Annotated in this window: 18 protein-coding genes; 8 read left to right on the forward strand and 10 right to left on the reverse strand. The window is 63.3% G+C overall.

Features of this window, described 5'->3' with window-relative positions:
- Window positions 1–266 precede the first annotated feature (266 nt).
- The 4 genes from xdhA (at window position 267) to guaD (ending at window position 6606) form a co-directional block, all read left to right on the forward strand.
- A complete protein-coding gene (gene xdhA, locus AC2VNO_RS08035; protein ID WP_486933644.1) occupies window positions 267–1736 on the forward strand; it encodes a xanthine dehydrogenase small subunit in 1470 nt (489 codons plus the stop codon).
- Entirely contained in the window at window positions 1720–4257 is a 2538-nt protein-coding gene (gene xdhB / locus AC2VNO_RS08040) for a xanthine dehydrogenase molybdopterin binding subunit (RefSeq protein ID WP_486933645.1), read from the forward strand. The genes xdhA and xdhB overlap by 17 nt, the downstream gene beginning before the upstream one ends.
- Window positions 4257–5105: a xanthine dehydrogenase accessory protein XdhC gene (gene xdhC / locus AC2VNO_RS08045; RefSeq protein ID WP_486933646.1), complete on the forward strand. Its 849-nt coding sequence runs from the start codon at window positions 4257–4259 to the stop codon at window positions 5103–5105. Before xdhB ends, xdhC begins: the two co-directional genes overlap by 1 nt.
- Before the next feature lie 178 nt (window positions 5106–5283).
- On the forward strand, window positions 5284–6606 hold the full coding sequence (gene guaD, locus AC2VNO_RS08050; RefSeq protein ID WP_486933647.1) for a guanine deaminase: 1323 nt from the start codon (window positions 5284–5286) through the stop codon (window positions 6604–6606).
- 94 nt (window positions 6607–6700) lie between these two features.
- On the opposite strand, the gene AC2VNO_RS08055 is transcribed toward guaD, so the two are convergent.
- From AC2VNO_RS08055 to AC2VNO_RS08065, 3 genes are all read right to left on the reverse strand, one after another.
- Entirely contained in the window at window positions 6701–7189 is a 489-nt protein-coding gene (locus tag AC2VNO_RS08055) for a TolB-like translocation protein (protein WP_486933648.1), read from the reverse strand.
- A gap of 616 nt (window positions 7190–7805) precedes the next feature.
- Entirely contained in the window at window positions 7806–8438 is a 633-nt protein-coding gene (locus AC2VNO_RS08060) for a hypothetical protein (RefSeq protein ID WP_486933649.1), read from the reverse strand.
- Between the two features lie 154 nt (window positions 8439–8592).
- On the reverse strand, window positions 8593–9030 hold the full coding sequence (locus AC2VNO_RS08065; RefSeq protein ID WP_486933650.1) for a hypothetical protein: 438 nt from the start codon (window positions 9028–9030) through the stop codon (window positions 8593–8595).
- A 766-nt stretch (window positions 9031–9796) separates the two neighbouring features.
- On the opposite strand from AC2VNO_RS08065, the gene AC2VNO_RS08070 reads away from it, so the two are divergent.
- The 3 genes from AC2VNO_RS08070 to AC2VNO_RS08080 all read left to right on the forward strand — a co-directional run bounded on the left by AC2VNO_RS08070 (window position 9797) and on the right by AC2VNO_RS08080 (window position 14250).
- Complete coding sequence (locus tag AC2VNO_RS08070) at window positions 9797–10426, forward strand: histidine phosphatase family protein (protein ID WP_486933651.1); 630 nt, start codon at window positions 9797–9799, stop codon at window positions 10424–10426.
- A gap of 8 nt (window positions 10427–10434) precedes the next feature.
- Complete coding sequence (locus AC2VNO_RS08075) at window positions 10435–12582, forward strand: putative bifunctional diguanylate cyclase/phosphodiesterase (RefSeq protein ID WP_486933652.1); 2148 nt, start codon at window positions 10435–10437, stop codon at window positions 12580–12582.
- A gap of 288 nt (window positions 12583–12870) precedes the next feature.
- Complete coding sequence (locus AC2VNO_RS08080) at window positions 12871–14250, forward strand: NCS2 family permease (protein WP_486933653.1); 1380 nt, start codon at window positions 12871–12873, stop codon at window positions 14248–14250.
- Between the two features lie 49 nt (window positions 14251–14299).
- Here AC2VNO_RS08080 and AC2VNO_RS08085 read toward each other — a convergent pair whose 3' ends face one another.
- Window positions 14300–14896, reverse strand: coding sequence for a protein-methionine-sulfoxide reductase heme-binding subunit MsrQ (locus tag AC2VNO_RS08085; protein WP_486933654.1), 597 nt, complete (start codon window positions 14894–14896; stop codon window positions 14300–14302).
- Between the two features lie 31 nt (window positions 14897–14927).
- The gene (msrP, locus tag AC2VNO_RS08090) at window positions 14928–15893 is read right to left on the reverse strand and encodes a protein-methionine-sulfoxide reductase catalytic subunit MsrP (RefSeq protein WP_486933655.1); all 966 of its coding nucleotides are present in this window, start codon (window positions 15891–15893) and stop codon (window positions 14928–14930) included.
- Between the two features lie 219 nt (window positions 15894–16112).
- Between msrP and AC2VNO_RS08095 the strand changes: the two genes are divergently transcribed.
- Window positions 16113–17114, forward strand: a complete 1002-nt coding sequence (locus AC2VNO_RS08095) for a cytochrome-c peroxidase (RefSeq protein WP_486933656.1) — start codon at window positions 16113–16115, stop codon at window positions 17112–17114.
- An 85-nt stretch (window positions 17115–17199) separates the two neighbouring features.
- Here AC2VNO_RS08095 and AC2VNO_RS08100 read toward each other — a convergent pair whose 3' ends face one another.
- Genes AC2VNO_RS08100 through AC2VNO_RS08120 form a run of 5 tightly spaced genes read right to left on the reverse strand, consistent with a single transcriptional unit; the run spans window position 17200 to window position 24060 of the window.
- Window positions 17200–18195 carry an adenosine deaminase gene (locus AC2VNO_RS08100; RefSeq protein WP_486933657.1) on the reverse strand — a complete coding sequence of 332 codons (996 nt, stop codon included), beginning with the start codon at window positions 18193–18195 and terminating at the stop codon, window positions 17200–17202.
- Between the two features lie 25 nt (window positions 18196–18220).
- Entirely contained in the window at window positions 18221–19951 is a 1731-nt protein-coding gene (gene cydC, locus AC2VNO_RS08105) for a thiol reductant ABC exporter subunit CydC (RefSeq protein ID WP_486933658.1), read from the reverse strand.
- The gene (cydD, locus tag AC2VNO_RS08110; protein ID WP_486933659.1) at window positions 19944–21629 is read right to left on the reverse strand and encodes a thiol reductant ABC exporter subunit CydD; all 1686 of its coding nucleotides are present in this window, start codon (window positions 21627–21629) and stop codon (window positions 19944–19946) included. The genes cydC and cydD overlap by 8 nt, the downstream gene beginning before the upstream one ends.
- A 4-nt stretch (window positions 21630–21633) precedes the next feature.
- A complete protein-coding gene (gene cydB, locus AC2VNO_RS08115; RefSeq protein ID WP_486933660.1) occupies window positions 21634–22644 on the reverse strand; it encodes a cytochrome d ubiquinol oxidase subunit II in 1011 nt (336 codons plus the stop codon).
- Window positions 22645–22647: 3 nt separating this feature from the next.
- Window positions 22648–24060, reverse strand: a complete 1413-nt coding sequence (locus AC2VNO_RS08120) for a cytochrome ubiquinol oxidase subunit I (RefSeq protein WP_486933661.1) — start codon at window positions 24058–24060, stop codon at window positions 22648–22650.
- Between the last annotated feature and the right edge of the window lie 251 nt (window positions 24061–24311).

Here is a 24311-nt window from a genome sequence, read left to right on the forward strand (position 1 = left end):
CCCTGCCCTGTGAATGTGGTGAGAAGCAAGAGAGTGCCCCACGGCGACGGTTCCTGCAAATGAGACCATCGACGGCAATCGTACGCACCATACTCTCTTAAGGCCTTTGCCTGCGTGATTCGAAAGCCATACGACTCTTGCAAAGTGCGACATTCTGGCCCATGCTGAGTACATCCTGACCATTTGGTCAACCAAGCAAGACCGATCGGCTGAACACAGCGTCACCAAAGACAATTCACAAGAGACAATTCACAAGAGACAAGGCGATGATCGACTTCATGCTCAACGGGAGGCCGTGCCGGAGCGAAGCCACCCCTGACACCAGCGTGCTCGAATTGCTGCGTGACAGCCTCGGCGCCACGGGTACCAAGGAGGGCTGCGCGTCGGGCGACTGCGGTGCTTGCACGGTCGCCATTGGCGAACCCGGCCCCGACGGCAAGTTGCGCTACCACAGCGCCAATGCCTGCATCACTCCCGCCCACCAGCTCAACGGACGCCACCTGGTCACGGTGGAAGGTCTGGCCCAGGGCGAGGCGTTGCATCCGGCCCAGGCCGCCATGGTCGAGTGTCACGGTAGCCAGTGTGGTTTCTGCACCCCGGGCATCGTCATGTCACTGTTCACCCTGCATGAAAGTCAGCGCAGTAGCGATCGCGAGGCCCCGCTCCCCCTGACGCCGCAGCGCCTGGAAGCGGCCCTGGGAGGAAACCTGTGCCGCTGTACCGGCTACCGCCCGATCCGCGATGCCGCCTTGAGCATGAACACCCACCCGGACAACCGGCCCCTGTGGCTGGACGCCGCCGCGCCAGCCGAGAGCGACCCGGTAGCGCCCAACGCCGACATCGCCTTTCAGCAGCCCACGACGCTTGCAGCATTCGTCGATTGCCTGGAGCGCCACCCCAAGGCACGCCTCGTCGCCGGCGCCACCGACCTGTGGCTCGAATGCACCCAGCGCCAGGCACGCTTCGAACGCGTCATCGACGTGACCCGAGTCGCCGAACTCAACGTCATCGACGAAGCCAGGCTGGACGACGGTCGTGAAGGCTGGTGGGTCGGCGCCGCCGTCACCTATTCACGCCTGGAGCCGCTGCTGGAAGAGCACTACGACGCCTTCGCCCACCTGCTCCACCGCCTCGGCTCCAAGCAGGTGCGCAACCGCGGCACCCTGGGCGGCAACGTCGCCAATGCCTCGCCCATCGGCGACACCCCGCCGGTGCTGCTGGCAATGGGTTCGCGCCTGCGCCTGGTAGGCCCCGAGGGCGAGCGCGAACTGCCGCTGGAAGACTTCTTCCTCGACTACAAGCGCACCGCGCTGCGCGAGGGCGAGGCCATTCGTGCGATCTTCCTGCCGCGCCCCGAGTCGGGCCAAACTCTCAAGGTGTGGAAGCTGTCCAAGCGTCGTGAGGACGATATTTCGGCGGTGCTGGGCGCCTTTGCCTACCGCCTGGAAAACGGCGTGATGCGCGACGTGCGACTCGCCTTCGGCGGCATGGCAGCGATTCCCAAGCGCGCCACCCACGCCGAGGCGGCGCTGGAAGGCCTAGCACCCGACCAGGCGGCGTTCCTGGCCGCTCGCCAAGCCTTGGGCGAGGACTTTCAGCCCATGTCCGACGTGCGCGGCAGCGCCGACTACCGCCGGCTCTCCGCCGCCAACCTGCTCGAGCGCCTGCGTCTTGTGATCGCCCAGGCCGAGACCGACAGCCCCAGGGAGGTGATGCTCCATGCGTACGCTCACTAAGCTTTCCAAGGCGCCCGAAACCGCGCCCGATTCCAAGGCGCCCGAAGCCACGCCAGAGAACAAATCAGCCACCGACGATGTGAGCGCGGAGTCGGAAACTGCCCGCCACGAGCTCGACGGTCGCATCAAGGGTGCCAGCCCACTGGCTCGGGATACCATACATCCCGGTATGCATCCGTATTCCCGGGCCCACGAGAGCGCGGTCAAGCACGTTACCGGCCGCGCCGCCTATATCGACGATCTCAAAGCACCGGCCGACGCCCTGCATGTGTCGCTGGCACTCTCGCCCGTCGCCCATGGCCGCCTGACCCGGCTAGAACTGGACAAGGTGCGCGCCATGCCAGGGGTGGTCGACGTGGTCGGCTTTCACGACGTGCCGGGACACACCGATATCGGCCCCGTGTTCCCCGGCGACCCCATTTTCGTCGAGGATGAGATCAGCTACGTCGGTCAGGTGCTGTTCGCGGTGGCGGCCGAGAGTCATCGCGCCGCACGCGAAGCGGTAAACGCCGCCCTGGCCCAAGGCATCGCCGAGATCGACGAGCAGCCGGCCTGCCTCGACCCGGTGGCCGCCGCCGAGCGCGGCGAGTTCGTGCGCCCCACCCATGTGCAGCAGAGCGGCGACTGGGAGCAGGCCCTGGCCAGCGCCGCCCATGTGGTCGAGGCGGAGCAGTTCGTCGGCGGTCAGGAGCACTTCTACCTCGAAGGCCAGGCGTGCCTGGTGCAGCCCACCGAGGATGAGGGCGTGATCGTTCACACCTCCAACCAGCACCCCAGCGAGACCCAGAAGCTGGTCGCCGAGGTGCTGGGCATCCCCTTCCATGCCGTGACCGTGGAAGTACGTCGCATGGGTGGTGGCTTCGGCGGCAAGGAGACCCAGGCTTCCCCCTGGGCCTGCATCGCCGCGCTGATCGCCCGGCGCACCGGCCGCACCACCCGCATGCGCCTGCCCCGCGCCGACGACATGCGCGCCACCGGCAAGCGCCACCCGTTCCACAACCGCTACCGGCTTGGGATCGACGAGCAGGGCGTGATTCAAGGCGGCGAAATCACCGTGATCGGCGACTGCGGCTACTCGCCGGATCTTTCGGACGCCATCGTCGACCGCGCCATGTTCCACAGCGACAACGCCTACTCCCTGGGCGAGGCTCGCGTAACCGGCCACCGCGCCCGTACCCATACCGCTTCCAACACCGCCTTCCGCGGCTTCGGCGGCCCCCAGGGCATGATGGTGATCGAGGCGGCGATGGATGACATCGCCCGGCGCATCGGCGAAGACCCGCTGACGGTGCGCAAGCGCAACTTCTACCGCCCCGGCCGGCAGACCACCCACTACGGCCAGCAGGTGGATCAGATCAAGCTGCTGCGCGAGCTGGTCGAGCAGGTTGAAACCAGCAGCGACTACTGGGCGCGGCGGCGTGCCATCACCGAATTCAACGCCGAGAGCCCGATCATCAAGCGCGGCCTGGCGCTGACACCGGTGAAGTTCGGTATCTCCTTCACCGCCAAGCACCTCAACCAGGCCGGCGCCCTGCTGCACGTCTATACCGACGGCAGCGTGATGATCAATCACGGCGGCACCGAGATGGGCCAAGGCCTGCACACCAAGATCTGCCAGGTGGTGGCCCGCGAGCTGGGGCTCGACGTCGACGAGGTGCGCATCACCGCCACCCGGACCGACAAGGTGCCCAACACCTCGCCCACCGCGGCCTCCAGCGGCGCGGACTTGAACGGCCAGGCCGCGCGCGATGCCTGCGTGAAGCTCAAGCAGCGCCTGTTCGACTTCGCCCACGAGCATCTCTACAAGGACCATGGCCTCGACCGCGAGGAGATGCGTCTGGAAGCCGGCCATCTCATCGCCGGCCACGGCGAGAGCGAGCAGCGCATTCCCTGGGGCGAGCTGGTCCAGTCCGCTTACCTCAACCGCATCTCGCTTTCCGAGAAGGGCTTCTACGCCACCCCGCTGATCCACTACGACCGCAACGTCGGCCAGGGCCGCCCCTTCTACTACTACGCCTTCGGCGCCGCCGTGGCAGAAGTGAGCGTCGACACCCTGAGCGGCGAGTATCAGGTCGACCGGGTCGACATCCTGCACGACGTGGGCGACTCGCTGAATCCGGCCATCGACATCGGCCAGGTAGAAGGCGGCTTCATCCAGGGCATGGGCTGGATGACCAGCGAGGAGCTGAAGTGGAACGAGGCCGGCCGGCTGATCTCCGACGGCCCCGCCACCTACAAGATCCCCACCTACGGCGATCTGCCGCCGGTGTTCAACGTCAAGCTGATGGAAGGCCACCCCAACTCCATGGCCAGCATCTACCGCTCCAAGGCAGTGGGCGAGCCGCCCTTCATGCTCGGCATTGCCGTGTGGTCGGCGCTGCGTGATGCCCTAGCCAGCCTGACCGACTACGCCGAGGCCCCGCGGCTCGATACCCCCGCCACCCCGGAACGCGTGCTGATGGCCGCCGAGGAGCTACGCAGCCGCTACGACAGTGCCCGGCTGGAACGAGGCGCGCCGTGATGAGCGCGCCACGGCCCACCCCCTGGCACGAAGCGCTGCACCAGCTGCAGTGCGAGGGGCTGCCCCACGCGCTGGCCACCGTAGTGACCAGCGCCGGCTCCACACCCCGCGAGCCCGGCGCACGCATGGTGATCAGCGAGAGCGAGGTGTTCGACACCCTGGGTGGCGGCACCTTCGAGTTCCAGGTGATCGACGCAGCCCGGGAGAAGCTGGCGCGTGGCGAGAGCGCCATGAGCCTCGAAGCCTTTTCCCTGGGCGGGCGCAGCGGCCAGTGCTGCGGCGGCTTCGTCAACGTGCTGCTTGAGGTATTCCCTGGCAGCGCGGCCACGCTAGCCATTTTCGGTGCCGGCCACGTCGGCAACGAGCTGGTGCGACTGGCCGCCCCGCTGCCCTGGCGAGTGCTGTGGCACGACAGCCGCGAAGGCGTTTTTCCGGGCTGGGCCAAGGATCAACCGCGCCTGGCCTGTCGCCACGCCCCGGACACGCAGGCCGCCGTGGAAGCGCTGCCAGCGGGCAGCCATGCGCTGGTGCTGACCCACGACCACGCCGAGGACCGCGAGCTGATCGACGCCCTGCTCAAGCGCGGCGACATGGCCTCCATCGGCCTGATCGGCTCGAAGAGCAAGTGGGCCAGCTTCCGCTCGCGGCTCACCGATGCCGGACACGACAACGCAGCCCTGTCCAGCGTTCGCTGCCCCATCGGCACGGCCAATGGCGGCACCGGTGGCGACAAGACGCCCTACGCCATCGCCATTGCCGCCTTGGCCGAGCTGCTGCCGCTGGTGGGCAAAGCCGAGCGTGCCGATCAGCGCGGCCTGGCGCCGGCAGAGCTGCGCGCCCTGTTCTGACAATCCGATTCAAACAACTTTCCTGACCACGGCGATGGCTATCGGGCGCCGGGGGCAGGCCGAAGAGGAGGTCATTTGCCATGAATGGCAAATGTAGCGTCCAGGGAAGGATTCACAGCGCCTCCTCGCAGGCCTGCCGCCGGAACAGCCCGATGATTGCAATCAAAGAGCCCAAGATATGACGAGCAACGATTCCCGCGTGATACGCGCCGAACTGCTGAGCTTCGATGCCGACCCCGGCGAAGGTGACAAACCAGCAGAAGGCAGCGTACGCCACATCGAGGATGGCGCGCTGTGGTTGGAGAACGGCCGCATCAAGGCCATCGACGACTACGCAGCGCTGGCGCCACGCCTGCCCGAAGGCATCGAGACGGTGGATCATCGCGGCAAGCTGGTGATGCCCGGCTTCATCGACAGCCACGTGCATTACGTGCAGCTGGAGATCATGGCCTCCTATGGGCGTCAGTTACTGGACTGGCTGAACGAGTACACCTTCCCCGAAGAGTGCGGCTTCGCCCAGCGCGAGCGGGCCGAGGTCATTTCCAATGCCTTCCTCGACGAAATGCTGCGTGTCGGCACCACCACCGCCCAGGTGTTCTGCTCCAGCCACCCCACCTCGGTGGAAGCCTTCTTCTCGGCCTGCCGCCAGCGCGACCTGCGCATGCTGGCCGGCAAGGTGCTGATGGATCGCAACGCCCCCGAGGCGCTGTGCGACGACACCTACGGCGGCATTCGCGACACCGAACGGTTAATCGCCGAATGGCACGGCACCGCACGGCTGGGCTACAGCCTGACCCCGCGCTTCGCCCCGACCTCCACCCGTGAACAGCTCGATGCTACTGGTGGCGTGCTGCGCAACGACCCCAGCCTGTGGTTGCAGACCCACCTTTCCGAGAACCCCGGCGAACTCGACTGGGTGGCCGAGCTGTTCCCCGAGAGCCGCGACTATCTCGAAGTCTATGAGCAGTCCGGGCTGGTCGGCCCGCGCAGCACCTTCGCCCACGGCATCCACCTCGATCAGGAGATGCGTAGCAGGCTCGCCGAGCGCGGTGCCAACATCGCCTTCTGCCCCAGCTCCAACATGTTCCTCGGTAGCGGCCTGTTCGACCGTCTGGCGGCACGCGAGGTCGGCCTCAACATCACCTACGCCAGCGACATCGGCGGCGGCACCGACCTCTCCGGCCTCGCCACGCTCAAGGCCGGCTACCAGGTAGGCCAGCTGCGCGGCCAGCCGCTCACCGCCTGGCAAGGCCTATACGGCCTCACCCTGGGCAACGCCAAGGCGCTTTCACTTGATGACAAGATCGGCCGCTTCGCCCCCGGCATGGAAGCCGACTTCGTGGTGATCGACCCCGACGGCTCACCGCTGCTTGGACGTCGTCACGCCCGTTGCAAGACCCTCGGCGAGCGACTGTTCGCCCTGATGATGCTGGGCGATGACCGCAGCATTCTGGAAACCTGGGCCGGCGGACGCTGCCAGCACCAGCGCGACCAAGCCTAGGCCAAGCCTGAAACGAAAATGGCGAGTGGTTCTCAGAATTCATGAGGACCACTCGCCACGATTTGAAATTCAGTGTGAAACCCAGCTTTGCAACCTACTGCGAGGACCTTACCTCCCCGCTATCCGGATCGAAGACCCAGCGCTCCTCGCCCACCCGAAAGAGCAGCTCTCCGTTTCCCCACGCCAGCGCCTCGTAGATGCGCTCCACGGGTACCAGCTCCTCATGCTCGGGGCTATGCACCGGCATGGCACTCTCCTCCACCGTTTCTCCCAGCCGCTCTGCATCGACCACCGTCAGCGTTCGACCGCCCGCAGGGCCTTCCTGCACGAAGACCACCCGCCACGAATCATCGCTCCACGGCCCGATGGTGATGTTGCCGCCGTACTGGAACGCAGCCGGCCTTGGCTGTCCCGCTTCCACCCGGACAAGCCAGCCGGCGCTATGTGCCGCCCCCGAAGTGATCACGGCTAGCCAGGCACCATCCGGCGAAAGCGAGGCTTCCTGGAAGCGCTGCGCAGCACCAAATTCAGCCTGTTGATCCACGCGAATCGTGCCCGGCACATCGTCAATGCCAAGCAGCACGGACCCATCCGCCGCACGGATCTGCTCGTCGCCTACCTCAAGCGGAGCAAGCGCCGCTTCGGGTTGAGAGGTATCGGCTGTTTCGGTCGTCGGCGGTGGTTCGCCATTCCCCGGCGACGGACAGCCGCTGAGCACGAGGGCAGCGGTTGTGATTAAGAGAACGAGCGATAGCCTGCGTGGTGCCATGAAGCCTCCGGACCCGGTTTCTAGACTCAGCCGGCTATAACCGAGTGATTTTGCCTGACGCATAATGTGCGATAGAAGACGTTACGCAACGCCCCGGCGTAAGTAGGGCTTTGCGGTCTTCATGGGCTTTATCTCGGCGTGAGTTCGTGAAAGACGCTTGAGTGCTCCAATACCGGCAAGCTCCGTTCCACATCGCCCAAAGAGTAACGTCCGGGCCACGTAGCCCATCGAGATCGAGGGCGTGACGGCTCTCAGGAGGAGCCGTCGGCGCCATCGACTCAAGGTGCTCCCGTATTAGCTCGATAACTTCTTGACTTCGTACGTCATCAACACGGATGTCCAAGGTTGCTTCCTCGCTGGCTTGCTGCCTAACGCCCAAATATGGGACGCCCGCCGTAGGAGGGCGTCCGGCGCGTGAAACGCGCTTACATCATTTGCTTGTTAGCATCTTCGCCATACGTTCTAAGTCTGTAGCTACCCCTTCCAATCCAAAAAAGTTAGTAGGTTGCTCATAAAGCAAATCGTGAGTCATCGGGTCGGGCTGATATTCGGAAAGCCTCGTCCTTAGCTCATCCCTCAACAGAATCGCATCGACCTTATACTCCCTCGAATACTCACCGAGAGCCATACCCATAACCCGCATCAAAGGATCAGCAGCACCCTGCCGCCATTGTTCGTCATGTCGATCTTCCTGATCTCTACTGACATTTGTAATAGCCTCCTCATAAGCCGAATTATATTTTTCTGTGATATCTCGAATACCTCGGACCACACCTAGCGCCTTGTCCCGCAGGACTTCCTCTGTAGTATCCACCACTTCCATATGCTTATCTTCAAGTTGCAGTGCGCGAGAGCGGTACTGGTCTACTTGTTCCTCTTTGAGGTAAATCCTCTCTCTTAGAGTCTCATTGGTCGCACGAAGCCGCTCAACAACAGAACCGTATCGCCACCGAGCCAAAGCATAAGCAGCCATCAAAACCAGCACGGAAAAAATCACGAAAGCAAGCGGCGCCTGGGAAAGCGCACCCCATTCACTTGATAGGTGGTCGATTAGTTTATCCATTAATTCACTGTACCGTTTCTAACGCCCAGCGTAACCGGGCGGTTTTGGAGCGGCAGCGTAAAAACCGGTCCGCGTTGACGCTGTTGTTAGAGGAGAGCATTCTTCGGACACGACGCCGTGATATTAAGAACATTTGAACTTGATTTGGGTCATGCTAACCATCTTCATCCACGCCTGCATCTTTCACCACCTCTGAGCTTTCCCTCTCACGCCATAACTCCACAGCCTGCTCGACAAGCCGGTTAACATCGATGTCGATGTTCAACTTCACATTAAGATCGGCACTCAGAACACCAACAAAAGCTACTGCATAACCCAGATTCTGGAAGCGCTTAAGGATGTGGCCTAGCCCTGGGTACATTCTGTCCACTGTGTCGGCCGCCTCTTCCATGCTCCTCCCTTGAGACCGGGCCTGCTCGAGGAGCTCAGTGACCTCGCGAAGCACCTCGACACTTAAATCAGGGCCACTCACCAGCTTTACGAGTTCACCTGCACCTGTAAAGACGCCGTCCAACAGGTATGCACGATGACTAAGAGAGTTTGGGCAATTGACGCGGTTGTTTTCGAGAATGACTGTAGATGTCTCGTCCACAGACACCGCCTGGGAGAGGAAGCGGACCCCACAATCTACACAGTAACCAGGAACGAGACCCATCATCATTTCCCTCTAACATTGACTGGACTACGCGTCCTGATATTGTGTGAACCCGATTGCGCGTTCAAGAATCTTATTTAACGCGCCCACTCCATGCTAACATATTGATTTCTCAAACACCCAAACACAACTCGGCCACTATGCATAATTCGCGCTCATGTACGTTTTGTCGGTCCAATATGCTATATGCATATCTACTGATCTAAAAATGTTAATATGGAGGCATACACCTGCCCCCAAGCCCATGATCAAGTTAAAGGCAACCATTCACGTAAAGCACTCCAGCCCCCGGACCGAGAAGAGCCGCGATGAATCGCATGTGCTGAGCAGGGGCTTTGCCGGGGTGTGGATACTGAGCCGTGAACTCCAGGAACGCTACCGCCCTGCTGGCATTAGGGATGACGTTTTCCATCATCCCTAATGCGGCATCCCTGAGTACGTCTTGGTTACGTAAGCCATCTTCTGCGGCTTTTTTCTCAACGTAACCGAGAGAAACGTTGAGGGCAACGCCAACCAAAGCACGACACCAAGTCAGCACTATTGGCGCAAGTGCATCCGGCCATTAACTTGATCTAGATCAAGAAACCTAGTTGCCTATACCTAAGGTGGTTAGTGAGTATTAGATTTCTCATGCATATTGGATCATTACAAACGATAAGCAGGGTCGTCCGTGCTCCCTCTGCCCACTTTGCTTCGACAGCCGTTGCCCTGTTGCCGCCTGCCGTTGGCGTGCCTGCTGTGTCTCGTCAATCTGTTGGCCTGGGCGGATGAGCACGTAGCGGTCGAGCCCAGCGCCGAGTTGTTGGCTTCCCTGTACCAGGGCGGCTACGTGTTCTACATGCGCCATGGGCCGACGGACACGAGCCTTCCCGACCGGGTACCGGTCGAATTCGACGACTGTACTACCCAGCGGCCCCTGAGCGACGAGGGTCGTGAACTCATAGCGACCGTCGCCGAGCACATGGCGCGGCACGCCTGGCCCATAGAAGAGCCCATCCTGGTCAGCCCCTTCTGCCGAACGCAGGAGACCGCTCGGATCCTGTTCCCGAACAAGCCCCAGCAGATCGACGAGCTGCTGCGCTATACCGCCGCGATGACGGACGACGAGAAGCGGCCTGTGATCGAGCACACTGACAGGATGCTCTCGCTGCCGGTCGAGAACGGCTCCAATCGTATGATCGTGGCCCACGGGCCCAATCTCGCCGACCTCATGGAATACTTCCCAGCCGAAGGCACCCTGGTGATCTTCTCGCCGCTCGGAGAGGCGGGTTATCTCTACCGGGCCAGCATTCCACCGGAACTGTGGCCATCGCTGGCCTCCCAAGCACCGTAAGGTTGCCCATGAAGTCGAACCGACCGCTCATCTGGATCTTTCTTCTGCCCACTCTGGTGGTGCTGATCCCTGCCCTGCTGTTCGGACTTGCCGCGGTGCAGGTGCTCAAGGAAAGGATGACTCAGAACCACGCCATACAGTCGGCGGACATGGCCGCTCTGCTGCAGGCCGCCAACTACACCCAGAGCCTGGACGAGCTACATCAGGGCGTAGTGGAGATGCTGCAACAGGCCGACCGGGGCGAGCTGTCGGCGCTTGCCAGCTATCGGCTGCATTCGAGCTTCGTCAACGAGCTTGCCACCCTGGGCGGGCAGATACAGACGTTGACCGAAACGCCGCTGATGATCGATTTGAACCACGGCAGTGCCCAACACTTGCGCGAGGCCTTCGAGGGCTATCGGCGCTTCATCATCATGGCCGGCGACATCGCCACCGTGGATGCCACCCGGGCCCGACATTACCTGGACGAGGCACAGCATGAATTCTTGCGCTTCTCCATGCTCACGGGGCACCTTTCGTCCAAGCTGGCGCAGCGCAGCGGCGAGCGCACCAGCGATGCCTATCAGGACACTCTTGGGCACTTCAACACACTGCTGCTGTTTGGCGGGGCGATCCTGGCACTGATGCTGGTCGCCGCCTTTTACTCCGCCCGGATCCTGAATCGTCACCTGCTGATCATCGCCGAAGGGTTGCTCGCGCTTTCCCATCCCCACCGTGAGGTTCCCGAGCTGCCGCGAGTTCAGCGCCTTGCCGAACTGGGGCGGGGCCAGTTGCAGCAGCTTGCCCTGGCGGTGCTGCGGCTGCGTGAAAGCGAGGCACGTCGACTGGTGGCCGAACGCAAGGCCCACCAGTTGGCCCACTTCGATGGCCTGACGGAACTGCCCAACTGGCGCATGATGAGCGAGCATCTAGCCCACTCGCTGCAGCTGTGCCAGCGCACGGGGCAACACGGTGCTCTGATCTATCTGGATCTCGACTTGTTCCAGCAGGTCAACGACAGCTATGGCCATCGTACCGGGGACCGACTTCTGCGTGAGGCGGCTCAACGGCTAAGGGCCATCCAGAAGGAGGGCTGCACGCCCGGGCGCCTGGGGGGAGATGAGTTCCTGTTGATTCTGGATTCACTGCCCCCACCGGCCGAACGGGCGGCCAGTCGGGTCGAGGAGTTCACCGACCGGGTACGACTTGCCATTGCCGAACCCTATTCGCTGGATGGCCTGCAGCACTTCCTTTCGGCCAGCCAGGGCGTGGCCATGTTCGACGGCAGCGAGGACGTGGAGACGCTGTTCAAGCTTGCCGATGCCGCCTGCCACCGGGCAAAACTTGCCGGGCGCAATGCCATCCGTTTCCACGATTCCGCCATACAGCAAGCGATGGAAGCGCGTAACGAAACCCGGCGCGACCTTCGCCATGCGCTTCAGAGAGGCGAGTTTCGTCTCGTCTATCAGCTACAGTTCGATGCCGAGCGTCGTCCCCTTGCTGCCGAAGCGCTGGTTCGCTGGCAGCATCCGCGGCGGGGGCTGGTGTCGCCTGCGGAGTTCATTCCGCTTGCCGAGGAGAGCGGCTTGATCGTGCCGCTCGGCGACTGGGTGTTCGAACAGGCGTGTCGTCAGCTGGTGGCCTGGGCGGATCAGCCCATAGCGGCTCGGCTTTCGGTAGCGGTGAACGTCAGCGCCAGGCAGTTTCGTGAGCCGGATTTCGTCGAGCGAATCGAACATGTCATTAAAGCCACCGGGGTCGATCCCGGCCGCCTGAAGCTCGAGCTGACGGAGAGCGGCGTCATCGATGACATCGAGGCCGGCATCGACAAGATGCACAAGTTGAAGCGGCTCGGCATCAGCTTTGCCATGGACGACTTCGGCACGGGGTACTCCTCCCTGCAATATCTGAAGCGGCTGCCGCTGGATCAGATCAAGATCGATCAAAGCTTCGTGCGCGACCTCCTGGAAAGCCCCGACGACATGGCCATCGTTCGCACCATCATCGCCATGGGTCTTGCTCTGCAGCTGGAAGTCGTGGCCGAGGGGGTGGAAACCGAGGCGCAGATGCAATGCCTAATCGCCGAGGGATGCCATGCATTCCAGGGGTATCTCCTCGCCAAACCGCTACCCGTCGAGCAGTTGCAGGCCCGCCTCGCACCGGCTGGGGTCGTCTGAAAGCGCTTTCGTTCGCTCTCTCACCTCCTTTGCTCAACTTTTCTACTTCCCTACTTTCCTATTTTTCTTTCTCTACTTTCCTATCTCCCTACTGCCCTTCCCCTGCTGCGGTTCGCTGTGCAGTAAGCACGCCTGACAGTCGACGAATATTTTGTATACGACGATGGTCGCAGCATACCTGTCCAATCGGTCAAATATTGTCTAGGCTGTAGCCCGAGCCTGCCTGACCATTCGGTCAATCATGCTGCCAATGACAATCAACGCCCCCAACAACAACGGACACGAATCATGGAACCGACCTCCTCCCTTGCCGACAAGGCAGACGGACGCCCCTCCGCGCGAGCCACGGGGCAAGGAAGCAGTTGGCTGGACAGCTATTTCGGCGCAAGCCGTCGTGGCTCCAGCGTACGCACCGAGATTCTGGCGGGCATCGCTACCTTCCTGGCTTCGATGTACATCATCGTGGTCAACCCGGCGATTCTCTCCGACGCCGGCATCCCCTTTTCGGCGGCGCTCTCCGCTACCGTGCTGATCAGTTTCATGAGCAGCCTGGCCATGGGGCTGTATGCCCGCAATCCGATCCTGGTGGCACCGGGCATGGGCATGAACGCGCTGTTCACCTATACCCTGGTGCAGGGTGCGGGGCTGTCGTGGGAGGTGGCGCTGGGCTGCGTGTTCTGGTCCGGCGTGCTGTTCGCCACCCTGGCGATGTTCAACGTGCGCGAGGCGATCATCAACGCCATTCCGCCTTCGCTGCGCTATGCCATCACCTGCGGCATCGGCTTGTTCATCACCTTCATCGGTTTCAAGAACGCCGGTTTCATCGTCGGCAGCGACGCGACCCTGGTGACCCTGGGCAGCATGGACGCCTCGCTGATCACCTTCTTCATCGGCATGATGGCCACCGCCATTCTGGTGATCATGCGCTTCAACGGCGCGCTGATTCTGGGTATTGCGCTGACCACCCTGCTGGCCACGCCCATGGGCCGCCTGTGGGGCGGCGACGTGGTAGTGGAGTGGAGCGGTATCGCCGCTTGGCCGGACTTCAGCGCGGTGATGCAGGTGGATATCTGGGGCGCGCTCAAGGTCGCCTACCTGCCGTTCATCTTCGTCATGCTGTTCACCAACTTCTTCGATGCGCTGTCGTGCTTCATGGCGCTTTCCGAATCCGCCGATCTCAAGGACAAGGACGGCAACCCGCGCAACCTCAAGCGCTCCATGACCGTGGACGCCTTCGCCTCGATGATCGCCGCACCGCTGGGCACCAGCGCGGCGCAGACCTTCATCGAATCCGGTGCCGGCGTGGCTCAGGGCGGCCGTACCGGCCTGGTGGCGGTCACCATTGCCTTCCTGTTCCTGCCCTTCCTGTTCCTCTCGCCGCTGCTGTCGCTGGTTCCCGGTATCGCCACGGCGCCGGCTCTGGTGCTGGTGGGGCTGTTCATGCTGGCGCCGGTGAGCAAGATCGATTGGACGCAGTTCGAGCAGGCCTTCCCGGCCTTTCTGGCGATCATTCTGATGCCGCTGACCTACTCGATCACCCTGGGCATCGCCTTCGGCTTCCTGAGCTTCGTGCTGATCAAGCTGGCCACCGGCAAGCTCTACGACATCAAGCCGGCGATGTGGGTCTCGGCTGCGCTTAGCGTGGTGATGCTGGTCACTACTCACTAAGGGACTAAGCCTAAGAGACGAAGGGTGCGGGTACTTGCCCGCACCTTTTTCATTGGCGATGAATGGCGGCGTCGATGAGCCGGAAGAGCACCAGTGCCGCCAGCACGGCGGCGAACAGGGTCGGCAGCAGGTAGTCGGCGCGGGTCAGAATCCACAGGTGCGTCACCCCCAGCGCCGCGGCAACGTAGATAAGACGGTGCAGCCAGTGCCAGGCCGTCCAGCCCATGGCCTGGCGCACACGATGAAACGAGGTAACGGCCAGCGGCACCAGCAGCGCCAGCGCGGCCACGCCGTAGCGTATGTAGGGTAGTTCGACCATTTCACGGCGGATCCACGGCCAGTCCCAGTATTGATCCAGCCCCATCCAGGCCAGCATGTGCGCCACCAGCCAGAAGAAGGCCCAAAGGCCGATCTGGCGCCGAGCCGCCATGAACCCGACCCAGCCGGTGAAGCGAAACGCCGGGCTGAAGGCAATCGTCACCAGCAGCAGTATCAGCCCCGTCTTGCCGGTGAAGTGCACCACGGCTTCGCCGGGCACGGCGCCCAGGTCGCCGAAGAACCACTGCCAGCCAAGCCACAGGGCCGGCAGGCTTCCGCCCAACAGCACAAGCAGGCGAAAGAGGTTGATAGCGGTGCGTCGATCCACCCGGCAGCACTCCTCGAATTACTGGCTTCGCTCAATAATGACGCTGAAGGTCCATTCCGCTGTAGAGGTGGGCTACCTCGTCGGCGTAGCCGTTGAACATCAGCGTTTCGCGCCTACCGCTCTCGCCGATCCTGCGCTCCCGCGCCTGGGACCAGCGCGGGTGGTCGACGTCGGGATTCACGTTGGCATAGAAGCCGTACTCCTCGGGATTGCGCTCCTCCCAGGAGCTCGGCGGGCGCTCCTCCACCAGAGCGATGCGCACGATCGACTTGATGCTCTTGAAGCCGTACTTCCACGGCACCACCAGGCGAATGGGCGCGCCGCTCTGATTGGGCAGCACCTCGCCGTATAGCCCCACTGCCAGCAGGGTCAGCGGATGCATGGCCTCGTCGATGCGCAGCACCTCGCGGTAGGGCCAGTCGAGCACGCTGCGTCGCTGGCCGCGCAGGTTATCGGGGTCGTGAATCGATTCGAACACCACGTAGCGGGCACGCGACGTCGGCTCATGGCGTTTGAGCAGGTTCGCCAGCGGAAAGCCGATCCACGGCACCACCTTCGACCATGCCTCGACGCAGCGCAGGCGGTAGATGCGCTCCTCAAGATCCTGATGCTTGAGGACGTCCTCGAGAGCGAAGGTGCCGGCCTTGTCCACTTCCCCATCGATGGTCAGCGACCAGGGGTCGGTGACCAGCTGGTGTGCGTAGATCTCCGGGTCCCGCTTGCCGGTGCCCAGTTCATAGAAGTTGTTGTAGGTGGTGATGTCGCGCAGCGAGGTCGGGGCTTCGCCGCCGGCCAGGTCATGGCTGGGCAGCTGCGAGTCGATGCGTGCTGCAAGCGCCCCCTGCCAGGCAGAGGACGAGCGAGGCCAGAGCAGGCCAGGGGCGATGGCAGCGGCCCCCAGGGCGAGACTGCCGTTGAGAAAGCGACGGCGGGACGTCAACGGCTCGCGTGGCGTCACTTCCGATTCCGGCAGCAATGGATAGCGATAGCGCGTCATCTCGGCTCCTCCCGAAGGCGTCTGAAAAGACCATACCTTCGCCGCTGAAACAAGCGTATGTCACCTCTTCGGCGGCGGGAGTGAAGAAAACTTGATCCACCTCAACGAGGCGTCCATTCCGACTGTTTTACTGGGTTGATACGTCTCAAGAGGGGACCGTAACCTGATGTTGCAATTCAGGCTAAAACTGTCTCTAGCTTGCAACCAAGGGGATTCGCCATGATTCATCAAGCTCTCGCCCGGCCGGCTCTTATCGCTGCCGCAGTGTCGCTGAGCGCCGCGTTGGCGGCAACCGGCGTGGCCGCCGACGACGGCCTCGGCGACTACCGCGACCGCTTCCAGCCGCTGCCCCACCTGCCGCCGATTCCGGCGCACAACTCGCTGACCGAGGAGAAGGTGGAACTGGGCAACATGCTGTTCTTCGAGCCGCGCATTTCTTCCAGCGGCGTGATCAGCTGCGCCACCTGCCATAACCCGGCGCTGGGCTGGAGCGACCGCATTCCGCGCGCCACCGGCCACGACGGCCAGATCGGCGACCGTAACACGCCCACGGTGCTCAACTCGGGTTTCCTCGGTGCCCAGTTCTGGGATGGCCGCGAGCCCGATCTCGAAGGCCAGGCGCTCGGCCCGATCCAGGCCGACATCGAAATGGCCATGGACCTCGACGCGGCCCTGGAGCGTCTGGATGGGTTCGAGTTGTATCAGGAGAAGTTCGCCGAAGCCTTCCCCGGCGACGACAACCCGATCAACAAGGAAAACCTGGCCATGGCCCTGGCCAGCTTCCAGCGCACCCTGAACACGCCGAACTCGCCCTTCGATCGTTATCTGCGCGGCGACATGAATGCGCTCAACGACCAGGAGAAGCGTGGCATGCAGGCCTTCGTCGACACCGGCTGTATCGCCTGTCACAGCGGCCCGGCGCTGACCGACAGCAACTTCTGGGCGATTCAGGTGCCCGGCTCCACCGACGTGGGACGTTTCGACGTGACCGGCGATGAAGCCGACATGTACAAGTTCCGCACACCGACGCTGCGCAACGTGGGCGTGACCTACCCGTACATGAACAACGGCGCCACCGAGACTCTCGAGGAAGCCGTGGCCATCATGGGTAGCGAGATGCTCAATCGCCAGTTCGAAGAGAACGAGATTGCCGACATCACCGCCTTCCTGCATACACTGACCGGCAAGATGCCTGAGTTCGAGGTGCCGGCACTGCCGTAAGGCGACCGGTACGCAGGGAAGAAACAAGGGAACGACAAGCAGTACATCGGCTAACCCCCGGCTCGCGCCGGGGGTTTTCGTTGGCTCAGACGCTGGCAGCCAGCTGCTGATGCAGCTCGAGCCGGCGCCTGTCGCTCATGAAAGCGGACTCGATGGCGGTGCCGGCAAGCTGAATGAAGGTCTCCCGCGACCAATCGAAGGCCTCGTGGCAGGCGATGAAGTTATCCAGCATGCCGCCCCCGAAATAGGCGGGGTCGTCCGAATTGAGCGTCAGCCGCAGGCCGGCTTCAAGCAGCTGCGGCAAGGGATGGTCCTCGATGCGCTCCACCACCTTGAGACGTACGTTGGAGAGCGGGCAGACCGTCAGCACTACGCCCTCGTCACGCAGACGTGTGACCAGCGCAGGGTCTTCGAGGCAGCGTACCCCATGATCGATACGGCAGACGTCGAGCAGGTCGAGGGCTTCGCGGATGTACTCGGGCGGGCCCTCTTCACCGGCGTGGGCGACGCGAGGAATCCCCAGCATCTTGGCACGCTGGAAGACGTCGACGAATTTCGACGGCGGATGACCGCGCTCGGCGCTGTCGAGCCCCACGGCATCGAGCATCTCCCAATAGGGTGCTGCGCTCTCGAGCACCTGCATCGCCTCCTCGGCGGGGCGGTCACGCAGAAAGGCCATGATCAGGGCCGTGGACATCCCCAGCTCGCGCTCGGCCTCGCGCTGGGCCAGGTTCAACCCCTCCATCACGACATCGAGCTCGATCCCGCGGGCCAGGTGCGCCTGGGGGTCGAAATGCATCTCGACGTGGACCACTCCCTCGGCATGGGCACGACGAAAGTAATCCATGGCCAGGTCGTGGAAGTCCTCGCTGCGCCTGAGGACGCTCATGCCCTGGTAGTAGAGGTCGAGGAATGAGGAGAGGTCCTCGAAGTCATAGGCTGCACGAACGGCATCGACCGAGTCGTAGGGCAGCGCGATGTTGTTGCGTCGCGCCAGGGCAAACATCAGCTCGGGTTCCAGCGAACCTTCTATGTGCAGGTGTAGTTCGGCCTTGGGCAGCCGCTTGAGGAAATCGCGCATGGTGCACCTCGTCGCCTTTATTTCCTTATCCTGATGGATCGGGCGAGTTTGCGCAAACGGTCAGTCGGCCCTGTTCCAGACGGCACTCCCGAGTGATGCCGGGCGGGTCGAATGCCCCGTCGCCGAGCTGATGGACCAGATAGATCACACTGCGCCCTTCCAGCCATCGGTCGAGCCGCGGCGAAAGGCGCGAAACCGTAGTCGCATCGAGGCCGGAAAAGGGCTCGTCGAGGATGACCAGCCCCGGATCCCGCAGCCACAGGCGAGCCAGCGCCAGGCGACGCGCCTGCCCGCCTGAAAGGGCCCGGCCGCCCTCACCCACCTGCGTGGCCAACCCCTGCGGCAAACCTTCCGCCCATGATGCCAGCTCGACCCAGGCAAGCGCCTGCCACAGGCTGTCATCGTCGGCTTCCGGTGCCGCCACCCTCAGGTTGGTGGCCAGGCTGTCCTGAAACAGATCGATGCGCTGCCCGAGAATCGCCACGCGCTCACGCAGCGAGCGCTCCTCGATCTGATCCAGCGGCACGCCGCCAATGGACAGCTCGCCTTCACTGGGCGGCATGCGACGGGTCAACAGCGCCGCTACGCTGCTCTTGCCGGCACCGGAGACGCCGGTCAGGGCGAGGCGTTCTCCAGGGGCCATGGAAAAATCGACATTGCGCAGTGCCTGAGTCAATGCACCGGGGTAGCGAAGGCTGACGTCGTTAAAGCGAATGGACAAGGGGCCCTCGGCCAGACACAGGCTGCCCGTACCGAGCTCGCTCCTGGCGCGTTCCACGTCATTGAGTCGCTCGGCGGCGCCACGGGTGGCACCCAGCTGGGTGAATGCGGCGGGAAGCAGCGCCAAGGCTTCACCGAGAGCCAGCACCGCCAACGGCAGCATGACCATCACCGCGCCGCTGATCATGTCCTGCTGCCAGGCCGAGGCTGCCAGCCACAGCGCTGCCACCATGCTCAGCCCGACCGTCAAGTTGGCTAGGGCGATACCGAAGCCCGCCACCCGGCCGGTACGACGCTGATCGCGATAAAGCGCCTCTTCGCGCTGGCCGAAATCGCGTCGATGCCACTCCCGACTGCGGTAGGCCTCGAGTTCGGCCATGCCGCCCAGATGATCGATCGCCTGGCTGCGCAAGCGCTGGAGATACCCTACCTGGCGCCGGCTCGACGCCATGCCCAGCCACGCCTGACCGGCCACGAGCCAAGCCCAGGCAGGCAGCAGGATTGCCGCCACTGCCAGCCCCGCTGCGGGCACCCACAGCGCCAGGAAGGCGCACAGCAGCAGAACGGCTACCAGGGCCACCGCTGGTGGAGCCAACAGCCGCAGGTAGAGGCTGTCGAGGGTGTCGATGTCGGCGGTCAATCGATTGAGCCAGTCGCTGGCCCGCTGCCGCGCCAGCGTCCGGTCATCGAGCCTGGCCATGGCAGCGAACAGGCGACTGCGCAGATCGGCCAGCAGACGCAGCACGGTATCGTGGTTGTAGAGGCGCTCCGCATAGCGGGCCACGGTACGACTGAGCGCGAAAAAGCGTATTCCGCCCCCTGGAACGTAGACGTCCAGGCTAACGGCGAGCCCGGCAGCCAGCGCCATACCGGTCAAAGCACTGGCGGCAATGAACCAACCCGATAGTGCCAGCAGGGCCACAGCCGAGAACAGCGTGGCCGCCAGTAACGCCACGCCGATGACAAGCCGTCGGCGCCGACGCGCCATCAGGCGCAGCCAGGGAGCAAGCGTAACCCCAAGTCGATTGTCACTCATCGCTGTGCCCTTCTATCGACTGCGGCTGGGGCAGGCCTTCGAGCAGCGCTACCTTTCGGCTCGCCATGGCCATCAGCGCCGGATGGTGGGTCGCGATCACCAGCGCCCTGCCCTCATCGGCAAGTCGGCGCAGCGATTCGATGACTCCCGCCTCGGTCGACTCGTCGAGACTTGCGGTCGGTTCGTCGAGCAGCACCAGATCGGCATCGGAGAGAAAAATTCGCGCCAGCGCCAGCCGCTGTGCCTGGCCGCCGGAAAGACCGGCCCCGCGTTCGCCCAGCGGCGTGGCGAGCCCGGCGGGAAGCTGCGAGACGAACTCGTCCAGGCCGGCAAGCGCTAGCGCGTGCCAAAGTTCGTCGTCGCTCGCCTCGGGTGCGGCCAGGCGCAAATTGTCGGCGAGGCTGCCGTGAATCAGTACCGGGCGCTGATCCATCCAGGCCAGCTTGAGCCCAGCCTGGGCATGGCGGGTGCCGTCGTCGGGCGTGACGAAGCCCGCCAGCAGCTGCAACAGCGCCGACTTTCCGGCGCCCGACGGGCCCGTAACCACCAGCGTTTCGGCAGGTGAGACGGCAACGCTGAGCGGGCCGAGCACCCGGCCCCGACCTGGGTGAGTAAGCGTGGCGTCCTCGAGCGCTACCAGCCGATGTCGAGCCGGCGCCTGCGCTTGCGTCTCGCTCGTGGAACGAACGGGCTCACCGAGCAGCGTCAGCATGCCCTCCGCCGCACCAAGCGCCGCCGCCCTGTCGTGGTAGTGCTGTGCCAGAGTGCGCAGGGGCTGGAAAAACTCCGGCGCCAGCAATAGGACGAGCAAGCCGCTGAACAGCGTCAGCTCCGCGGCCGGACCGAAGTCGATATAGCCGAGCAGGCCGAAACCCACATAGATGGCAACGACGGCAATCGCCACCGAGGCGAAGAATTCGAGTACCGCCGACGAGAGAAACGCCACCCTGAGGGTACGCATGCTCAGGCGCCGATACTCCTCCGCCGCGTCATGAACTTCGGCACCGGCCTGAGCCGTACGGTGGAACAGCTGCAGCGTGGCGATTCCTCGCACCCGGTCGAGGAAGTGTCCCGAGAGCCGGCTGACGGCCACGAACTGGTCGCGGTTGAGGCGCTCCGCCCCCATGCCCACCAGGGCCATGAACAGCGGTATCAGAGGAGCTGCCAGCAGCAGGAACAGCGCCGCCAGCCAATCGAGCCACAGCACCACGGCGAGAATGAGCAGCGGGATGGCCACGCTCAGGCGAAGCTGGGGAAGAAAGCGAGCGAAGTAGCCGTCCAACGCCTCGACATGTTCGACCAGCTGGCTGGCAAGCCCCCCCGAGTGGCGCCCGCCCACGCGGACCGGCCCCATGGCGTCGAGATGATCGAGCAGTTCGCGGCGAACCGCCCGCCGAATGCGCAGGCTGGCCTCCTGGCCGGCCGCTTCATGACCCCATTGGCACAGCCCACGCAGGAGCAGCACCGCAACCAGGGCCAGAAAGGCCCAGGTCAATGCTGCCAGTGGCTCGCCAACGACGAGCAGGCGACTGACGATCCAGGCCAGCAGCGCCATCTGGGCAATCGTCATGGCCCCTGCTGCAATCCCGGCCAGGGCAGCCAGGCCCAGCCAACCGCGCTGACTGGCGGCATGGGCCGCCAGCCAGCGACGCGGCGACGCGGTGATGTCGTGCTTCATGGGCTCAGTGATAGCCCTCGCCGGCCCGCACCTTGCCGCGGAACACCCAGTAGGACCAGAAGGTGTAGCCCAACACGAAGGGCAGCACGAACAGCACGCCGATCAGCAGGAACAGCTGCGATTCCGGCGCCGAAGCGGCGTCCCAGATGGTGTAGTTGGGCGGCACCAGCCAGGGCCACTTGCTCACGACCAGCCCCAGGTAGGTAAAGAAAAACATGCCCAGCGTGGCCATGAACGGCAGCAGTTCGCGCTGGCGGCGCACCGCCCAGAACACCCCGTACATGCACAGCAGGGTCAACGCCGGCAGGATCCATATCACCTGCAGGTGGCCGAACCAGCGATCCCATACCACGTCGTTGACCAGCGGCGTCCAGATGCTGATGATGCCGAAGATCACCAGCACCGCCAGCAGCAGCGGCGGCGTGAGCTTGTAGGCCCAGGCCTGAATGTACCCCTCCGACTTGAGGATCAGCCAGGTGGTGCCCAGCAGCGCATAGCCCACCATGATGCCGATACCGGTCAGCACCGTGAACGGTGTGAGCCAGTCGAAGGCGCCGCCGACGAAAACGCCGTCCTGGGTCTCGAAGCCCTGGATATAGGTGCCGACGACGGCCCCCTGGGCAAAGGCAGCTACCGCCGAGCCGATGCTGAAAGCCATGTTCCAGAGCCTGCGGTTACGCTGGTCGCGACGCGACTTGAAGCGCAGCTCGAAAGAGACACCGCGAAACACCAATCCCGCCAACATCAGGAACACGCCGATATAGAGTGCCGGCAGGAATACCGTGTAGACCAGGGGGAAGGCAGCCAAGAGTCCAGCGCCTCCCAGCACCAGCCAGGTTTCGTTGCCATCCCACACCGGCGCCACCGTGTTCATCATGACATCGCGGGCATCTTCGTCGGGCGCGAAGGGAAACAGAATGCCGAGCCCCAGGTCGAAGCCGTCCATCAGCACGTACATCATGATGCTGAAGCCGATGATCAGCGCCCATATCAGAGATAGATCGAACATTTCCATGGCTCAGCCCTCCCCTTTGGCGGGATTGTCGTCGAAGGGTGTCGAGGTGGCTGAGAAGGGCCGCTTGGGCGTCTCGAAATCGTCCACCAGCTTGTCCTCATCCTTCGGCTGCATCCCGTAGCGGATTACCCGGGTCAGGTAGTAGGTACCGGCATAGAAGATGATGCCGTACACCAGCACGTAGCCGATCAGCGTGAACAGCGCCATGCCACCGGTCAGCGAGGGCGTAACCCCTTCGGCATGGGTCATGATGCCGTATACCAGCCATGGCGCACGGCCCGACTCGGTGGTGACCCAGCCGGCGAGAACGGCCACGAAGGGGGTCACCGACATCACTCGCAGCACGTTGAGATAACGTCGTGCGTGATAGAGCCTGCCCCCCCGACGCAGCCAGAGGCCCGCCAGCGATACCGCGATCATCAGGAAGCCGATGCCGATCATCACCCGGAAGGACCAGAACACCAGGGCGACGGGTGGCTGCTCTTCGGGTGGTGACTCGAGAATGCCCGGCACTTCGCCATAGAGCTCATGCGTCAGGATCAGACTCGCGGCGTAGGGAATACCGATTTCGAAGCGGTTCTGCTGCGCCGCCTGGTCCGGCCAGGCGAACAGCAGGAATGGCGCGCCCTCCTTGGTTTCCCAGTTACCCTCCATGGCGGCCAGTTTGGTCGGCTGGTACTCCAGGGTATTCAGACCGTGCAGGTCACCCACGAAGGCCTGAGCCGGCGTCAGCACCAGCAGCATCCACAGGCACATCGACAGCGCCTTGCGATTGGCTTCGACATCGCGGCCGATCAGCAGATACCAGGCGCTGACGCCGGCAACCACGAAGCCGCCGGTGATGAACGAGGCCATTGCCATGTGCGCGAAGCGATACGGAAACGAGGGGTTGAAGATCGCTTCGATCCAGGAGGTGACGCGGAACGTACCGTCGACGAAGTCGACCCCAGCCGGCGTGTGCATCCAGCTGTTGGCGGCAAGGATCCAGAAGGTCGAGATGAAGGTGCCAAGGGCCACCATGGCGGCAGCGAAAAGGTGCACCCCCTGCGGCACCCGGCCACGTCCGAAAAGCAGCACACCAAGGAAGGCGGCTTCCAGGAAGAAGGCCGTCACCACCTCGTAGCTCAACAGCGGCCCGATGAAGTTGGCACTGGCCTGGGAGAAGTTGCTCCAGTTGGTACCGAACTGGAACGACATCACGATCCCGGACACCACCCCCATGCCGAAGGCCACGGCGAACACCTTGGTCCACAGGTAGGCCAGGCGATCCCAGGCCGGATTGCGGGTCTTGTAGAAGAGCGCGTGCAGCACGGTGATATAGGATGCCAGTCCGATCGTGAAGACGGGGAAGATGGCATGAAAGGAAACGACGAAGGCGAATTGCATTCGCGATAGCAGTACGGGATCAAGCTCCATGACGTATGCCTCTTGGCGCGTAAGAGTTCACGTCTCAAGGGATGCGTAAGCACACTAGGGTGCTGTTGTTGTGCTTCCGATCACGTCCATCCTGGACATGTCGTGACGCATTTCACCTCGACACACAGCTAGAGCCTAGAACAGGGAATACGGCAGCGCACAACGGGCTTCAAAACCGAGGTGGCCACAAACCTGCTCCAGGTCAATACATGCCGCTTCGTTTTATGCTTATCGTCATTCAAGGTACGCGA

Source organism: Halomonas sp. TH-94, assembly GCF_057473365.1.

Coding starts and splice junctions, on each gene's coding strand:
- xdhA (WP_486933644.1), top strand. CDS start 267: ATGATCGACTTCATGCTCAACGGGAGGCCGTGCCGGAGCGAAGCCACC.
- xdhB (WP_486933645.1), top strand. CDS start 1,720: ATGCGTACGCTCACTAAGCTTTCCAAGGCGCCCGAAACCGCGCCCGAT.
- xdhC (WP_486933646.1), top strand. CDS start 4,257: ATGAGCGCGCCACGGCCCACCCCCTGGCACGAAGCGCTGCACCAGCTG.
- guaD (WP_486933647.1), top strand. CDS start 5,284: ATGACGAGCAACGATTCCCGCGTGATACGCGCCGAACTGCTGAGCTTC.
- AC2VNO_RS08060 (WP_486933649.1), bottom strand. CDS start 8,438: ATGGATAAACTAATCGACCACCTATCAAGTGAATGGGGTGCGCTTTCC.
- AC2VNO_RS08075 (WP_486933652.1), top strand. CDS start 10,435: ATGAAGTCGAACCGACCGCTCATCTGGATCTTTCTTCTGCCCACTCTG.
- AC2VNO_RS08080 (WP_486933653.1), top strand. CDS start 12,871: ATGGAACCGACCTCCTCCCTTGCCGACAAGGCAGACGGACGCCCCTCC.
- msrP (WP_486933655.1), bottom strand. CDS start 15,893: ATGACGCGCTATCGCTATCCATTGCTGCCGGAATCGGAAGTGACGCCA.
- AC2VNO_RS08095 (WP_486933656.1), top strand. CDS start 16,113: ATGATTCATCAAGCTCTCGCCCGGCCGGCTCTTATCGCTGCCGCAGTG.
- AC2VNO_RS08100 (WP_486933657.1), bottom strand. CDS start 18,195: ATGCGCGATTTCCTCAAGCGGCTGCCCAAGGCCGAACTACACCTGCAC.
- cydC (WP_486933658.1), bottom strand. CDS start 19,951: ATGAGTGACAATCGACTTGGGGTTACGCTTGCTCCCTGGCTGCGCCTG.
- cydD (WP_486933659.1), bottom strand. CDS start 21,629: ATGAAGCACGACATCACCGCGTCGCCGCGTCGCTGGCTGGCGGCCCAT.
- cydB (WP_486933660.1), bottom strand. CDS start 22,644: ATGGAAATGTTCGATCTATCTCTGATATGGGCGCTGATCATCGGCTTC.
- AC2VNO_RS08120 (WP_486933661.1), bottom strand. CDS start 24,060: ATGGAGCTTGATCCCGTACTGCTATCGCGAATGCAATTCGCCTTCGTC.